General features: G+C 36.2%; 13 protein-coding genes. 7 read left to right on the top strand and 6 right to left on the bottom strand.

All coding sequences use genetic code 11. The features are described from left to right. Positions 1-95: 95 nt before the first annotated feature. The 4 genes from A3Q34_RS00790 (at position 96) to A3Q34_RS00780 (ending at position 2,779) form a co-directional block, all read left to right on the top strand. On the top strand, positions 96-518 hold the full coding sequence (locus tag A3Q34_RS00790) for a hypothetical protein (protein ID WP_070373632.1): 423 nt from the start codon (positions 96-98) through the stop codon (positions 516-518). A gap of 592 nt (positions 519-1,110) precedes the next feature. Continuing rightward, on the top strand, positions 1,111-1,263 hold the full coding sequence (locus A3Q34_RS20640; protein ID WP_197517633.1) for a hypothetical protein: 153 nt from the start codon (positions 1,111-1,113) through the stop codon (positions 1,261-1,263). Positions 1,264-1,368: 105 nt separating this feature from the next. Continuing rightward, a complete protein-coding gene (locus tag A3Q34_RS00785) occupies positions 1,369-1,899 on the top strand; it encodes a hypothetical protein (protein WP_197517632.1) in 531 nt (176 codons plus the stop codon). Positions 1,900-2,011: 112 nt separating this feature from the next. Further along, positions 2,012-2,779 (top strand): hypothetical protein, encoded by a 768-nt coding sequence (locus tag A3Q34_RS00780; protein WP_070373631.1) that lies wholly within the window; start codon positions 2,012-2,014, stop codon positions 2,777-2,779. Between the two features lie 396 nt (positions 2,780-3,175). Here the strand turns inward: A3Q34_RS00780 and A3Q34_RS00775 are convergent, their stop codons facing one another. From A3Q34_RS00775 to A3Q34_RS00760, 5 genes are all read right to left on the bottom strand, one after another. Continuing rightward, the gene (locus A3Q34_RS00775; RefSeq protein ID WP_070373630.1) at positions 3,176-4,330 is read right to left on the bottom strand and encodes an IS110 family transposase; all 1,155 of its coding nucleotides are present in this window, start codon (positions 4,328-4,330) and stop codon (positions 3,176-3,178) included. A gap of 1,277 nt (positions 4,331-5,607) precedes the next feature. Continuing rightward, on the bottom strand, positions 5,608-5,769 hold the full coding sequence (locus A3Q34_RS20635; RefSeq protein ID WP_197517631.1) for a hypothetical protein: 162 nt from the start codon (positions 5,767-5,769) through the stop codon (positions 5,608-5,610). A gap of 112 nt (positions 5,770-5,881) precedes the next feature. Further along, the gene (gene prpD, locus A3Q34_RS00770) at positions 5,882-7,375 is read right to left on the bottom strand and encodes a 2-methylcitrate dehydratase (RefSeq protein WP_070373629.1); all 1,494 of its coding nucleotides are present in this window, start codon (positions 7,373-7,375) and stop codon (positions 5,882-5,884) included. A 379-nt stretch (positions 7,376-7,754) separates the two neighbouring features. After that, entirely contained in the window at positions 7,755-7,946 is a 192-nt protein-coding gene (locus A3Q34_RS00765) for a copper resistance protein B (protein ID WP_070373628.1), read from the bottom strand. A gap of 7 nt (positions 7,947-7,953) precedes the next feature. Then, positions 7,954-8,202, bottom strand: a complete 249-nt coding sequence (locus tag A3Q34_RS00760) for a hypothetical protein (RefSeq protein ID WP_070373627.1) — start codon at positions 8,200-8,202, stop codon at positions 7,954-7,956. A 285-nt stretch (positions 8,203-8,487) separates the two neighbouring features. On the opposite strand from A3Q34_RS00760, the gene A3Q34_RS00755 reads away from it, so the two are divergent. Further along, the gene (locus A3Q34_RS00755) at positions 8,488-9,210 is read left to right on the top strand and encodes a PRC-barrel domain-containing protein (protein ID WP_231907402.1); all 723 of its coding nucleotides are present in this window, start codon (positions 8,488-8,490) and stop codon (positions 9,208-9,210) included. 481 nt (positions 9,211-9,691) lie between these two features. On the opposite strand, the gene A3Q34_RS00750 is transcribed toward A3Q34_RS00755, so the two are convergent. Next, positions 9,692-10,672 carry a transposase gene (locus A3Q34_RS00750; RefSeq protein ID WP_070373625.1) on the bottom strand — a complete coding sequence of 327 codons (981 nt, stop codon included), beginning with the start codon at positions 10,670-10,672 and terminating at the stop codon, positions 9,692-9,694. 511 nt (positions 10,673-11,183) lie between these two features. Here A3Q34_RS00750 and A3Q34_RS00740 point away from each other — a divergent pair. Both A3Q34_RS00740 and A3Q34_RS00735 read left to right on the top strand, forming a co-directional pair. Continuing rightward, positions 11,184-12,404 (top strand): GGDEF domain-containing response regulator, encoded by a 1,221-nt coding sequence (locus A3Q34_RS00740; RefSeq protein ID WP_070373623.1) that lies wholly within the window; start codon positions 11,184-11,186, stop codon positions 12,402-12,404. 194 nt (positions 12,405-12,598) lie between these two features. Continuing rightward, positions 12,599-16,135: a sensor histidine kinase gene (locus A3Q34_RS00735; protein ID WP_197517630.1), complete on the top strand. Its 3,537-nt coding sequence runs from the start codon at positions 12,599-12,601 to the stop codon at positions 16,133-16,135. The last annotated feature ends 416 nt before the right edge of the window (positions 16,136-16,551 follow it).

Genomic DNA, 16,551 nt, shown 5'->3' with positions numbered 1-16,551 from the left:
AGTCGCTACACATCAAATTAGTAATCAAACAAGTAGAGTTACTAATTGCAGATAAACTAAATGGTAAGTCCATATATGACGGGTTAATTTACTTGATGTTTTATATAGAAGAAGGGAATGTAAAGCCACTTTATATAGGAAAAACAGAATCTCAAGGAAGAAAAAATAACATCTCAGCAAATATCAAATACATTAATACCAACAAAAGTAATTTTGCACGTTGGGGAGATAATTACCAATACCATATTGGTGATTTAAGTGCTGTTGTTGTTCCGGGACACCCACTAAAAGAGTCTAAATTAAAATATTTAGACTGGGCTGGTACTTTATTCCAAGAATACCCTAGCTTTCCCCCCAACTTAATAAACCAGTATATTTTTGGTGCAAAGCCTGGAAAAAAAAGCATACAGGAATTTGGCGAAACAAGACTAACATTTCTAGAGTATTTATTAATTGGTATTGCAAGCTCTGCTTTTCCTGAACTTCTTTTAAATAGAGAGGGGAAAAGTCGTAGTTAATATCATCACATTACTTGTAATACACTAATAAAGTTGAAATATTTATAGCTTAAAATAATAAAGTTAGCCATGATTTGTTAGCAGTTATTTTTGAATAAATGCTAATTGGAAAATATATACTACCAGTACCACCAAATTGCATTTAGCCTTGCCAGCCAATTACATTTTAGTTTGCCACCATAAACTCTTTAAACCAACATAAGGCCTAGGTCAAAAAAATGATCACTTTGATACGCTAATAAATTTAAGAGTAAAGACTCCTCCGTGCGCATTACTAACGGTAGCCTAAAACATTTAGCCATATATTTTCTAATGCATTATTTCAGTCATGTTACTGAGAAGTATTAGTAACTCACCTCAACCAGTGAATTAAGTACGTTAATTTCATGAAAATATAAGAATTAACATTGTTTTTAGATCTGGATATTACTGAGACTCCTCAGTAATATCCAAGGTTTAACCAAATTATTAATTTATGGTTTCTAATTCTTTGAAATTATGTGATATTAATGCTAATTAAATAAAATTTATGGGACGGACATTACTGAGAAGTCTCCATGATAAACTGTTAGATGAATACAAGGGTAGGTAAGTGGCATCTGAAATAAAAAAACTAGAAAGACGAAATAAAGCGCGTAAAAAAATTAATGAGTTATCTTCAAAAGAAGAGCATGTTCTAGTTATTCACTACTCATGTGAAAGTTTTTATGATCGACCCGAAGGGCAAACACCAAGAGTTACGTAGATTGCTGTTAGGAATTATGAGAGCGGACAAACAACATCATTTTCTATACATAAAATTGCTGAGTTAAAGCATGTTGAATTTGCTGAAATACAGCAGAATTACGATATGCTTGAGAAAGAAATGCTTCAAGAATTTTATGACTACATGAAGCACCATTCTTCGCATTACTGGATTCATTGGAATATGCGTGACATTAATTACGGATTTCCAGCTCTTGAACATAGGTTTAAGATTCTCGGTGGTGAACCATATATTTTGGATGATTCAAAAAAAGTTGATCTTTCAAGGGTCTTAGTAGCTCTTTATACCAATGGTTATGCCCCCCATCCTCGTATTGTTAAATTAATGGAAATGAACTTCATAACAGCTAAAGACTTACTTGACGGTCCAGGTGAAGCCGCAGCTTTTGAAAATAAAGATTTTGTAAAGCTTCATCAATCTACATTACGTAAAGTAGATGTTTTCTGTAACTTTTTAGGGCGTACGCTTGATGGCAGCTTAATAACTAAATCTACTTGGTGGGAGTTAAATGGCGGCTCTTTAAAAGCACTTGGTGAGTTTATCTCAAATAATTGGATATTCACATTAATTGCCGGCGTCGTTGGTATTGCCGCTGGTATTTATACATTCATCTAAGTCATTTCAACGGAAAATTAACAGTTGGCCATCGCTTCGCGATTATAGCCGACCATTAATTTATGCTTAATGAGCCGCTGGTATTAATTTTGGTTCGCTGGAATCTGTGCAAATGAAAAAAGATGAAATCGTTGTCTCAGATGCACTAGTAACCCATTATTTAAATAAAGGGTACAAAACTGTAACTTATAGTGAGCCATCACAAGATCCACCAGATATAATCTTACAGATTGACCAGAATAGTTATCCGATAGAAATTACAAAAATTGATGAAAACTCTTTAAACAGAAGAACCAATTTTGCACATAGCTATGGAACATTTATTAAGCAAATAATTGCTCAAAAGCAGAGTGAAGTACCTAAAAATGTTAGTTATTATATTAGCGTTCGCCACTCAGGTACAAAAGTTGGAAAAATTCGGAAGAAGTTTATCCTTTTTTTTGATAAAAAAATTCTAGCTCAAGGGTTTTCAAATGATGAATACATATTTCTTGAAGGTAGTGTAAAAATAACATTTAAAAAACTAAATACTTCAAAAGGTGGTCAACATTTCCCTATGTCTTTTTCAACTGTTCCTGTGAGACAAAGTAATGATATTAAAGATTTTTTAAATAGCATGATAGAACCATTAGATGTTGGATTTCAAAGTATTGTAAGAAACAGTATTTGTGTGAAAAGTAAAAAATGTAGTGCTGTTAAGCCAACGATCTGGCTTGCACTCTATGATTTTTATGCAAATAAGTTTAATTCAGATGATAATGAACAGATATTAATGTATCAAAATGCTATCGCTAACATAACTGAAAAAGATAATTTTGATCGGATATTAGTTGTACTGGAAAGTGGTGCTGTTGTAAATTTGTTCGATAAACACACATAATAAGTTACTCAAACGTACGCTAAACAGTTGGCTGTTTCACTCCGTTCACAATTTTAGCCAACAAATTTTTGCCGCTTAACGTGGCGTTGGTATGACTCCCCACGTCAAGTTAAATACACTGATCCTTGTTCATTAATTTCAGAACCATTGTATTCACTTTTAGTATTAAGTGAGTTAACGCATAGAATGAAGCAAGTAATTTCGTCGGTTATCATGCTGATATTCGTGGATTACTAACTTGTTTGCTAGCAGCGCCTACCTTACTCATTTCGTCGTGGCACCTGTCTTCAGTCTATGTTCGCGGTTCAATAGCCGTTAGGCTATTGCCGTCCTAACGCCGTCGGTGATTGTGCCACACCCGATGCTTGATCCCATGCGCTAACTCAAAACTTTTATTCATGCAGGTACTCTCGATATTCTTAGCTTCACATCAATTTTTGGTAGCACTACCTCGCGAGAAATAGCCCAAATATAAGCGATCATTTCTCTGGCGATGGCCGTAACGACCACATTACGATGTTTGCCTTTATGCATGAGTCGTTGATAGCGGCGGCACAACCTCAGTTGAGCTTGCCAAGCCATATCAATAATTTCTTTGCTTAAGCCTTCTTGTCTTAATTGCATTTCTTTTGAAATATTGGCGTTGTGTTTATACGAATGTGCACCTTCGACCAGTAGTCGTCTTGCACGGCTGTTACCGCATTTGGTAATAGCACCTAAATGGCGTTTATCGCCACTTGAATGTTCGCTTGGTACAAGACCAAGGTAACTCATTAATTTTCTAGGATGGTCGAACCGTGATAAGTCACCTAGTTCGGCAATCACTCCTGTGGCGACTAATAACCTCACACCACGGAGCGCCTGTATCGCTTTAACTACAGGATAAAACCGCCAGTTTTTCACTTGATGTGTTAATTCATTATCCAGCCTTTTTAAGCGTTTTAGTCGTTCATTAATGGTTAAAACCGCTTCTTGCAAAACAATTTGCTGACAAGGATGAGGTAATACTAATTCAGCGAGCCAACGCAAATGTTGTAATGACCAGTTATCTTTTATTTTGCTGTTAATGTTGTTACGTAATAACAATGCTTTAAGTTGATATTTAGCATCCTTTAAGTCTTTCATGCCTGTTTCTCGTGCCCGAGATAAGTCCCGTACGGCTTCATCTTCGGGCTCAGGGACATAGATAGATGTTAAGTCTTCAGACTTGAGCAGCTTTGCAAGTTTGAGCGCATCACGTTTATCGGTTTTGATTTTATCTCCTGGTTTTTTAGGGATAAGAGAAGGTGCGATGACATAGCAACAATGATTAAGGCTGGTGAGAAAGCGGTAAATCCAATAGCCACAAGGACCTGCTTCGTAAACAAAATGAAGTGTGGCATCTGGATATTTTGATTGTAATTGTCGTGCAAGTTTTTTAAAGGCGGCTTTATTACTGAGTATTTTACCTAGATGAGTTGATTTAGCGCCACGTTGGTCTTCAATATAAGCGACTTCAGTAAATGTTTTATGGGTATCTAAGCCAATGAAAAGTATGTTATGTTTTATCATGCTAGCCTCTGTTTGATAATGTTGACACATATATTATGGCTCTGGTTTGTAAAACTAACCCACATTTAGAGGCTAGCACCTTGTGGGGGGTCATTGTGTCTATATTGCTACAGAGGTTTAATAGAAGCATCATTTATTAGCTAGCTTTTATGCAAGTTTAGTTTCAGTAGTTATCTTGATGTTTATTGATATGCAAAAAAGTTCTGGTACATCAATTGTAGGTGGCTTACTTTTAATACATATTATTTTTGTTTGCTGTCTTGTTCTTGCATATCCACTAATTTATATTCGTTCTCAATTCAAATTAAAAAAATTATAAAGTGTAATCCTACTTGTTTTAACAGGCTTTATTTTAGGTGCACAAGTTTCAAATACAGGTATAAACCTAAGGTCAGCTATTGGCTCAGGCTGTGTGAAAACAATTTTGAACTTGCGTAAGTTGGAAATATCAACGAAAAAGGGCTCTGTAGATTTAAATCTGTAGTAAGTTTGGTGTCAAACTACCTTTGAATTTACATAGTGTTGTATAAAATTGTAAGCTGAGAGTTTTCACACAGCCTTGGCTAGTAGCCGAAGTATTAATTTAGTCACTTGAAGCTTGCGTTTAGTGCACAAATTATCTTAACCTCTTAGTTGCAAACCTAATGTTATTCAGTGGTCATTGTAAATGTTATTCGATGGCAGTGTGGGATGATAATGACTAGCAGTTCTTATGTAATTGGGTGGCAAAATTGATGTAATTATCCACCAATAGATATAAGTTATTATGTTCTGTAATAGTCATGATTTATCAGGCATCACCACTAAGGTTACTCGAGGTATTTAATTTAGTGATTCGTTCGAATATATAGAAAGGGTAAGAAGGTATGTCGAGAGAAATAAAGTGAACATTATCTAATTCTAGTTATTCACATAAATATTTACTTGGCATATTTTTACTTTTTAGCTATAGTCAATTGATATAACCAATTAACAAATCTGATTTTGATTTTTTAGATAATTAAATTTTGTTAATCAATGGCTTACTTTTGTTTTTGAAGTGAATACTAGAGTTCAAATCTCTATCTCACCGCCAAACAAAGAAAAACCGCTAATCGAAAGATTAGCGGTTTTTTGCTTTTTGATAGTTATAAATTTTAAATAAGGGTTTATAGCACTAAACCTTCGAGTAGAGTTCAAATCCACTCTCACCACCAAACAATGAAAAACCGCTAATCGAAAGATTAGCGGTTTTTTTCTTTTTGAAAGTTAGAAATTATAAGAAAGGGTTTATAGCGCTAAACAATTTTTTCAAACAGACTTTGTGGCGCAAGTAATCGCATTTCAAGTTCTTGCATTGGTATTTTTGATAATAATTCTTTTAGCAACTCCTCTTCACTATTTACTATGGCAGTTTTCAAGGCTGCGAAATTCGCTATACTGTGTTTATTTTGATCCATTATGTTAGACCCTGTTAGTTACGTTTCGTTAATTTCTTGTTTTAAAGTTATCGTTTGCGGTTAGCAATATGAATGTATCTTTTGCAATGCCGCGGTTCTGATCAGCTAGGGCTTAAACTGAAGCAATAACAAACAAGTCCATAAAACGGTTTACTGCTTTGGACTCAAGCGTGGCTTGATCTTTAAACAGTGTGAAAATAGTTTTGCATTGATGGCTCGGAAACCGCGTCGCTAAGTTCGCTTTGAACTTTTGCTCCAATAGCGGGATCCCTTCTTGGCGACGGCGACGATGTCCCACAGGGTATTCCACTAGCACTTCTTCTGTGCTGCTGCCATCGTTGAAAAAAATTTGAATGGCGTTAGCGATAGCGCGTTTATCTGCTTCTAAATACTCTGCGGTAAAGCGTTTATCTTCGACAACCTCCATTTTGTCTCGCAGTTCATCAATAATGGGATGCGCGGCATGAAAGTCGTCTTCGTAATGTTCGGCGGTTAGCCCTCCAAACGCCAGCGGCACCGCAACCATATACTGCAAACAGTGGTCACGATCTGCAGCATTAGCAAGTGCACCTGTTTTAGAAATAATGCGAATGGCCGATTCGTGGGTGCGAATGACGATTTTCTTAATATCCGCTAAGCGACTTTTCACCTCAGGATGCAGGATAACCGAAGCTTCCGCGGCAGTTTGCGCATGGAACTCTGCGGGGAAAGAAATCTTAAACAAAATGTTTTCCATCACGTAAGAACCATACTCTTGAGAAAACGAAAACTGACGTTCAGCCTCTGGTTTAAGTGCTTGGTCTTTATTCGTCTTCGAAAAAGAGACGTCGTAAAAGCCCCACTGCGGAGCGGTTAATACGCTTGGAATGCCCATTTCACCGCGCATCGACATGTCGGCCAAACGCACAGCTCTTGAGGTCGCGTCGCCCGCGGCCCAAGATTTACGAGAACCCGCATTGGGTGCGTGACGATAGGTGCGCAGCGCAGAGCCATCGACCCAAGCTTGCGAGATCGCCGCCATGATTTGTTCTCTATTGCCGCCCATCATTTTTGTGATGACCGCCGTTGAGGCCACTCGAACTAATAATACATGGCACAAACCAACGCGATTAAAAGAATTTTCTAGCGCTATTACGCCTTGAACTTCATGCGCCATGATAATGGCTTCAAGCACTTCTCGCATGGTAAAAGGCTGTTCGCCCTTCGATAGCCTGACCTGAGATAAATGATCAGCCACTGCCAAAATGCCGCCTAAATTATCCGATGGATGTCCCCATTCAGCAGCCAACCAAGTGTCGTTGTAATCGAGCCAGCGGATAATACAACCTATGTCCCAAGCGGCTTTAATCGGGTCGAGCGACAACGATGTTCCCGGCACTCGCGAGCCTTTAGGCACAAGGGTGCCTTGTACTATAGGACCAAGGTGTTTTGTACATTCAGGAAAGCGCAGCGCTAGCAATCCGCAACCGAGGGTGTCCATTAAACAGTTACGCGCGGTATCGAGCGCTTTTTCACTGGTGACTTCAAAATTCATGACATAATCTGCGATATCTTGGATGACATGATCGTAATCGGGACGGTTGTTAATATCTGTATTACTATTCATTTCTTATCCTTATTCGTTTGATTTTTTAAGATGAGATGATAACTTCGATATTTTTATCCTGACGGATTTACTATGTATCGTCACTTTATAAAAAATGACGTTTTTCTTTACCTATACTCTAAAGTCATTAAGGTAAAAAGTTGGTTTTAAAAAACCATTTGGCCTACTGTTTGCGCGAGTGTAAAAGGAGTATGAGCCGCAGTTATTGAGCCGGAGGTCATGCTTAGTCTTTGTAGTAAAAAATCGCGTATCTTCAATTGAATCCTCTTTAGAGCGCTGGGGAGTCGCAAGTAATACTCTCGTAGTGTTCTGCCTATTTGCATAGTCTCAGGCTTATTTATAAATAAGCCTGACGGTATTATTGGAATAATACCTTGAATTAAAAACAGAATCTTAAACCTGCCATCAGGCTGGTGTAAGATTTCTTACCGCCTTCGGCGATTAGGTAGTCGGCCGTTTTACCAAAGCCTTGATTAAACTTAAGCCCGATATAGGGCGCAAATCTTTTAGAAAATTCATAGCGTAAACGCAACCCTAGTTCAGCAGATGATAATCCAGATCCAATTCCCATAGATGCATCATCGGAAGAAAGCGGGATTGCCAGTAATATTAACAGTCGTTTCGGAAATGGTTAAATCAAACTCAGTTCCCGTTAACATGGGATGTTTTGGATTAAACTTAGCCGAGCCTTGCGAGATATAATCATTGCTGGCAAAGGCTGATGGAATTTTTGTTGCAACGGCATCTGCTACTGAGGTTAATGCTAAACCGCGGACAAATTGACATCGATTAATTATCGAGTGTGTGTTTTTAGTTGAAGAGGTCATCATTAACTCCTTAAAAATAATAAATAAAAGGCTTTGTTTGAAGGTGAAAATAGTCGTTCATCATAAAATTTATAGATAGAGCTAGATTAAGCTAGTATTCACCCTCGTTCGGTGCAACACCGAACAGATTGAATAGGATATTTGATGCAAACTGACAAATCATAACTCTATTAACAAAGCAATTATTTATTGTTTTTAATCTTTAATCTGGAGTAAATACATAATGTTACATACAATTAATGATTTAAAAATATCACCATTCAGGCCTCTGATGGAGATATTGGATTGACCAAAGATCTTTATTTTGATGATAAGCATTGGGTGATCCGATATTTGGTGGTCGAAACGGGGTCTTGGTTATCAAGCAAAAAAATATTGCTTTCCCCCATATCAATCAAAGAGTTTAATCAGGAGCATAAGAAGCTTACTGTCACAATCACAAGAGAACAGGTAAAAAAAAGTCCTGAAATAGATAGCGAAAAACCGGTCTCTAGGCAGCATGAGGTCGATCATATGGCATATTATGGTTACGAACATTACTGGGGTAACACAGGTATTTGGGGAAGTGAACCGAGTCCTAACATGATGGCACTTGGTTATTATAGTGTCGCGCCAAAGCCAGATAACTTAGATAACCCAGAGATATCCGCAGACATCAAGGCTGCACTATCACGGGATAATGATCATCATCTACGCAGTAGTCATGCAGTGGTGGGTTATCACCTTGATGCAATAGACGGTGAATTGGGTCACTTGCAAGGTATGTTAATAGATATTGACACTTGGGCTATTCGTTATTTAATTATTAACACCAGTAATTGGTGGTTGGGTCATTTGGTTTTGATTGCGCCTAAATGGATTAAAGAGGTGAGTTGGCCTACCACAAAAATTTATGCTGATATGACGCAGCAGCAAGTGAAAGATGCACCAACGTTCGATCCCTCAGTGCCTTTTAGTCTTGAACATGAGCAAAATCTGCAAACTCATTATAGTCGTAATGATGAATAACATTATTACCTCTCTATGATGGCTTTCTGCTTTCTTACTTTTTAGCATTTGAAGAATCATATTCTCAGGCCAAAAACGGATAACTGAGACACAAATCCATCCAAAAACTTTGTTCATAACCTAAAAGTTGATGAGGGATTATAAGCACTCCAAAAACACTGAGAGCAAGAAAGCTCTGCTGTCCTTAGCATATTCTGAGAAGTTTTAAGTAATAGACGACAGTTCGCCGACTTGGATACAAATTACTATGCCACCCATGCTAATTCTACATCAAATTACTATGCCACCCATGATAATTCTACACAATAATAATACTCTGAAACACGCTATCCATTGGTCAACAACAATGCATGTACTCCATCTTGTAAGCCTTTGTATATCGATTTTTATAGATGTTGACTAAATGAGTGAATTTCAGGCAAGCTTTACTTCTCCCCCAAGGTAGCTGTATTTTTCTTGCTTTTTTTGAATGTAGCTATGTTTACGCGCTATTCAAACAAGCTTGAGCATTTGCTTTACCGTGTGCTCGCTTTAACCCCACGTGCTCAGTAAATTCACACAAATGCTCTGCGGTGCCGACCGCACCAGTGAATATACCTTCAAAGTTTGTGGTGAGTTTGAGCCAACTTTCATCGCTGATGTGAAGTCTTGACAGTATATTTGCGGCTCTAGTTTCGATAGCGCCTCGTTTGTCTGCTCTTATTACGCGACCTGTTTCATCTACAAGGGTTAAATAGTCCTTCAAGTTAAAGCGGATACCGGAGGTTTTAGCTTGCTGTTCATGGCCAGTAAAAGGTAATAAGGTTGTCGGTTGCTCTCCCATGATGGCTGCTTTGATACGCAGTTGAATACTGGTAAAGCTCGATTGCTCAGGTGTTGAGGCAATGCCTGCACGCACTGGATTTAAATCTACATAAGCCATACAAGCAAGTAATGCCCCTTCATCGAGCAGGGCTTGTGATTTAAAGCGTCCTTCCCAAAAGTGCCCTGTGCATTTATCTTCTTTATTGGCCTGTCGAGCAATAGGCTCGTTTAATGCCCGCATAAACCAACTGATATCGATTAAGCGCTGTTTATAGACCTGTGCTGTTTCTTCAACCATTTCTATTTCGAATGTCGTTAATGATTGCTGTCGCTGATATTGACGGGTTAACAGGGTGCCTTTAAACAACGTATGCCAACGAGACAGTACCTCGAACGTCGTCCAGTTGTTAACTTGTTCACTATCAACATGAAGGACTAAATGTAAGTGATTATTCATGACAGCGTGAGCACAAATATCAATAGCAAAGACCTGAGATAATGTAAAAATACGTTGTTCAATCCAATTACGCCTGTGCTCATAACTGACACCGGTTTCTTTATCAATACCACATAAAAAGGCTTTTCGAACGGTTTGACTGCAAATATGATAATACGGCGTATCAGATAAACTGATTTGTTGTGAACGAGGCTTGGGCATAACAATCACCACACTTATAAGAGGGTACATTAAGTGTAGTTTATTGTTCAAAAAACAAACAAGTTATTGTGGGTGGCTTAATTAGTATTTAATTTACGCAGTATCTGCCATTAATAAACAGCTTGATTGAACTTCTAAGCTCAAAGTAATGTTGTCTTTACTTGCTTGACTTTTAAATAAGGTCATCACATTTTCAATTAATGACATTAGGTTGATTTGTGCCAATTTTGGTTGGGGTAGAGCGGTAATTTGATGAAAGCTTTTTAAAACCAAATGGTTAGGATATATCCATCATTTTATGCTTGTTGATTAGGCTTTGATTGCGTTCTTTGTTATTTTGGGGGCCTATGTTTTTTATCTATTTAAAATCAATAAGGTTACAAATATTTATTGGGAACGAGTTTAAAATTTGCTATGTTAAGTTATCAAATATATTCATAGCTTCTCAGTTTAAAGAGCCGCACCCCCTTTACTCTTTGTCGTATGAAGTCAGATAAATAAGAAGAGTTTTTTGCAATTATTTAGCACTCACAAGCTTCGTAATATTCAAGCGCAAGAGCAAGCAATAAAAAAACATGCCATTTTAGTTGTTGATGACGAAGTTGCAAACCGCAAAGTTATTACTTCTATTCTTCAATATGAATTTATCGTTTTAGAGGCTAGCAATGGGGTTGAAGCGATTGAGCTTGTTCAGAAACATCCTAATCCCGAAAGCATCAGTATGGTGATCAGCGATCAGCGCATGCCACATATGAGTGGAGTTGAATTGCTAAGTCAGTTAGCTAAAATAATTCCTAAATCTGTGCGAATTATTGTTAGTGGTTATACCGATGTCGAATCTTTCATCGGGTCTATCAATAAAGCCAATATTTATAAATTTATTATTAAACCCTTTGAACGCGCCGATTTTCTATGGACTATAGAACGCGCACTTGAAAACTTTGAGTTACAACAAAAGCATGATACGCATTTATTATCCCTTGAGTACATCGTAGCAGAAAGAACGAAAGAGCTTGCTGATAAAAATATCGAACTTGAACAAGCTTATAAAAAGCTAGAAGACATTAGCTTAACCGATCCGTTAACTCAATTGAAAAATCGTCGCTATTTAGATAAACATATTGATGCTAAAGTCGCTCTGTCTTTAAAAGCATTTCAAAATTGGCAAAAAGACACCACAAAACCTTTGCCTCATAATGAACAACTCACTTTTTTTATGCTCGACTTAGATAATTTTAAATCAGTAAATGATACATATGGTCACGAATTTGGAGATGAAGTTCTTAAAAGCATTAAACCCTTACTAGAAACTTTATTCCGTAGTTCCGACATATTTATACGCTTGGGGGGAGAAGAATTTTTAATTGTTGTAAGAGACATAAATCAAACGGATGCACAAATACTAGCAGAGCGATTACGTAAAACCATTAAGCAATATGTATTTGTTGTTAACTCATACACAAACTTTTCTGTAACTTGTTCAATAGGTTATGTTCAATATCCTTATATTACCGAACAACCAAATGCGTTAAGTTGGCAACAGGTAGTGAAACTTACAGATAAAGCACTTTATCTAGCTAAAAATAATGGCAGAGATGCATGGGTTGGACTGAGTCATCTAAACAATAATATCAATGAGAATGAAATCACAAAACTGCTAGATCTAGATGAAATATTAACTCAAAATAACACGATTAATTTAGTCAGTAATATCACTTTAACCATCAAGTAATGTAAATCAGCCGTGAGCCTTGTTTAGTTATGCTATTACCTCCATATTTCAATATTTTTTCTATTTATAAACCATCTAATATTCAACGCAGAATATTGGCTTATTTCCTCAACATATTAGCTATGGTTTTTGTCTTGCTTTACTTTTTATTTATTAGTAATTCAATGGCTTATGGAGGCAATCTAAAGCCTCAATTGAAATTTCAAGACCTACTCATCGATGAAAACATTGTGGCAATGGATTTTATTGAAGATAAACAGGGCATGTTATGGATAGCATCAGATAGCGGGTTTTATAAGTTTGATGGTATTGAGATGCAACATTATGTACAGAATAAACAACAAAATTCAATATTAAGTAATGCAATCAATACCTTATTTTTAGATAGTCAGGGCAATATTTGGTTAGGCTATAAGCATGCTGGACTATCACGTTTTGATCCCGTCACAGAAAAATTTATTCACTTTTCCTTGCCTACTGCTAATCATAATAAAGTTGCTTATGAATTTTCGGGGAATGCTATAGAAACTATTGTCGAAGATAAATTTCATAATATTTGGGTTGGTAGTGATGTTGGACTCACTCAAATTACTCCTAAAAAAGAAGGTATAGAAGCAACAACAGATGACTTTGAAATACTATCATTTACCAATGCACCATTTACTAACAGTGTCGTTAACCGTCTTGTCATTGATAAACAACAAAATCTTTGGGTTGGTAGTGATCTAGGGTTACATTTTGTCAATATTTCACAGCTGAACAGTTCTACTGTGGCTTTTAATAAAATAAGCTCACTTTTCAAAGAGTTAAAATTACCTTTAAATAACTCAAAATCGATGAGTGTCGTTAGTTTATTGGCTGATAGTGATCAAACATTATGGATAGGTACTAGTGATCAAGGGGTGTTTAGTTTAAATATTACTGATATGTCAAAAGGATTATTGAATTTAGCAAATGATAACAGTATTACGCCAAGGTTTATTAATCATTCTCTTCGTAATGTTGAAGACATTAAGCAAGATAATAACGGTGATATTTGGTTTGCGACTAAATCTGGATTAGGCTTATTCAGTGCAACGCAGCAAGTTTTTTATTTGTATCAACACAACGCAGAAGATCTGACAAGCTTAGCTACAAATCTTATTTATAACATTTTTATTAATCAACAAGGTATTTTGTATCTATCTATTCCATTTACTATTCAAACAGTTAACACCAATAGTACATGGTTCAAAACCATCCCTATTAATACTAAAAATAAAAACATGTTGCAAAGTAAAGCAGTGGTTACGGCAGATTTTGATAATCAACAAAATTTATGGCTCAGTGGTATTGGTACCGGTTTGTCTAAGGAATTTAAAGATAAAAAGAGTAAAAACAAAAGTAACGAATCAATATTAGTCAATTCAAAGAGCTGTGCACCACATTGCTTTATTAATTATCAACTTTTAGATAAAAATGCCAAACCGGACAAAAACAGTATATTTTATTTAGATGAAGGTGGTGTAGTAGGCTTTAAAGAAGATTCACAAGGGCGCATTTGGCTAGGATTATATAATAATGGCGTCTATAAAGTGTCTGCTAATAAGCATTACAAAACTCATTATAAATATGATAAAGAAAAGCCAAATAGTTTAAGTAGCAACTGGCGTAATCGCGTTATTATTGAAGATTCAGATCAACGTATATGGGTAGGTAATCAGGCGGGAATTAATTTATACGATGATCTTAAAGACACTTTTGTTCGTGTTCCTATACTGGATAATAATGCTCAAACAATACTTTCAGTATATATAAACGCCATTGGAGAAACAAAGGATCATTTATTAATAGGTAGCGGAGATGGTCGTTTATTTTATTTAACCGAGACAGGAAACAAGCAAAATAAAGATCAAAAATTAAGTTTTGAAAATATAAAAATACGATTAAAAAATGGTGAAAATAAATATTTCACATCAATTACTTCTATCACAGAAACTCAGGATGGTGCTATTTGGCTATCAACCTTGACAACAGGTCTGCTTAAGGGAAGTTTAGTTACTATTAAAAGTGGTGAGTTGATCTTTATTGGTGATATTTATGATCATCGACAAGGATTGAATAACAATAATATTAGCGCTTCTCACGCAGACTTAAATGACAATAACCGCTTGTGGTTACATACCGAATTTGGAATTTCAGTATTTTATATTGACCGTGAACGTTTCTATAATTTCAGCTCTATAGATGGTATATCAAGTGTAAAACAATGGATAAACTGTGCAGATCAAGCTAAAAATGGTGATATATATTATTGTGGCCCAGAAGGTGTTGTATATTTTTCACCAAAAGATATTAAGTTAAATACCCGTATTCCCGAAGTAGTCTTAACTCGATTTTACGTAAATAACAAAGTAGTTAACATTGAGCATGAAGACGAAATACAGCTATTTAAACAAGATAATAAACATTACAATTTACTGACTAAAAATATTAATTTTACTAACAGTATTACGCTAAACCATCAACAAGGTAACTTTGCTTTTGATTTTGCCTCTCTGGATTATACCGCGCCATTAAAAAATAAATATAAATATATGCTTGAGGGCTTTGATAACGAATGGATAACGACCAATGCAAAACGCCGGCATGCTAATTACAGTAATATTCCCGCGGGCGAATATATATTTAAAGTCAAAGGTAGTAATAATCATGGCTTTTGGAATGAAGGTGGTGCAAAAATTAAAATTATTGTCCTACCACCTTGGTATTTGACTTTATGGGCTAAAACCATTTTTATCTTAATTTTTAGTTTACTAATTTTTAGCTTTATACGTTATCGTACTCAACAACAAACAAAAATATTAACACAACGTAGCATTGACCTAGAACTAGCAGTTAATGAACGAACCGCTGAGCTTAAAAATGCGCAAAAAACAATTGCAATTCAAGAAAGGATGTCCTCTCTAGGTACACTCAGCGCAGGCATCTCCCACGAAATTAACAACCCAACCAATTTTGTTTATGGTAGCTGTCAAAATATGGATGTTGACTTAACACGCTTTAAGCAATTTATATATGATTTAGCCGGTGACGATGCCGATGAGGAAGTTCTTTCCGCGTTTGAACACAAATTCATCTCTTTACATGAACATCTCGATATTATTGGTGAAGGTGCGCAGCGGATCAAAAAAATCGTCAGTGGATTAAGTGAATTTTCTCGCTCAGATAAAGACGAAATGGAAGTCATCCCAATTAATCAATGCATAGAGAGCACAGTTGAATTGGTTAAAACCGAATATAAGGATGTTACCCATTTTGAATTAGTATTTACAAATAATCCTGAAGTATTTTGTTTCCCCTCCAAAATTAATCAGGTGATAATGAATTTATTAATTAATGCTGGTCAAGCCATAAAAGCTAATTCACCAAACAAATGTGATGATTATTTTGGTAATATCCGCATCTGTAGCGCTATTGTTGATAATAATTGTGTACTCAAAATTTATGATAATGGGAAAGGTATTGCAACAGGCCATATAACTAAAATTTTTGAACCATTTTTCACTACTAAAGAAGCAGGCGAAGGCACCGGGCTTGGCTTATCGATCAGTTATGAAATTATTCAACAACATGGAGGAAGTTTGTCGGTCGAAAGCACTGAAAATGTTGGCACTTGTTTCACTTTAGTTTTACCACTTAGCCAGCATAACGATATCGAGTCTGGAAAATCTAGCTGTCCTGTTTTATGATCAAACTAATATGTCAGATGACTCAGGATGCTTTCCCAGATATTTAACAATATAATTAATGGGATAAGTGACTGGAACATCCAAGATAATAATATATCAATCATAAGGATAGTTGGAAAATCAGGAGGAATTCATGGCATTTGGTGATTAGATAAATCACCGAATATCCCTGGCCGGTAAACACCATGAATGTAAAAGCCATCTTGAACAATAGGCTGACACTTGTCACCTTCAATATGCAAAAAATGCGTTTTAAGACGCTATGTGCATAGCCTGATGCACGATGGCGCTGCATGCATTACTGGCATGGAGGAGGAATAGATTCTAAAGCCTATGAAAAAAATAACATTAAACGTGCCGACAGGCTCCGTTCTAATAGCAGTAGCAGATTGAATCAGGTTACATTTATGCCGCAA

The sequence above is a fragment of the Colwellia sp. PAMC 20917 genome (genome assembly GCF_001767295.1).
In the GTDB taxonomy this organism is placed as follows: domain Bacteria; phylum Pseudomonadota; class Gammaproteobacteria; order Enterobacterales; family Alteromonadaceae; genus Colwellia_A.
This window is presented reverse-complemented; position numbering and strand designations above follow the sequence as displayed.

Excerpts from the sequence above, each read along its gene's own strand:
- prpD (WP_070373629.1), bottom strand. The coding sequence starts at position 7,375 with ATGAATAGTAATACAGATATTAACAACCGTCCCGATTACGATCATGTC.
- A3Q34_RS00760 (WP_070373627.1), bottom strand. The coding sequence starts at position 8,202 with ATGACCTCTTCAACTAAAAACACACACTCGATAATTAATCGATGTCAA.
- A3Q34_RS00750 (WP_070373625.1), bottom strand. The coding sequence starts at position 10,672 with ATGCCCAAGCCTCGTTCACAACAAATCAGTTTATCTGATACGCCGTAT.
- A3Q34_RS00765 (WP_070373628.1), bottom strand. The coding sequence starts at position 7,946 with ATGGGAATTGGATCTGGATTATCATCTGCTGAACTAGGGTTGCGTTTA.
- A3Q34_RS00780 (WP_070373631.1), top strand. The coding sequence starts at position 2,012 with ATGAAAAAAGATGAAATCGTTGTCTCAGATGCACTAGTAACCCATTAT.
- A3Q34_RS00785 (WP_197517632.1), top strand. The coding sequence starts at position 1,369 with ATGCTTGAGAAAGAAATGCTTCAAGAATTTTATGACTACATGAAGCAC.
- A3Q34_RS20635 (WP_197517631.1), bottom strand. The coding sequence starts at position 5,769 with ATGGATCAAAATAAACACAGTATAGCGAATTTCGCAGCCTTGAAAACT.
- A3Q34_RS00790 (WP_070373632.1), top strand. The coding sequence starts at position 96 with ATGTTTTATATAGAAGAAGGGAATGTAAAGCCACTTTATATAGGAAAA.
- A3Q34_RS00775 (WP_070373630.1), bottom strand. The coding sequence starts at position 4,330 with ATGATAAAACATAACATACTTTTCATTGGCTTAGATACCCATAAAACA.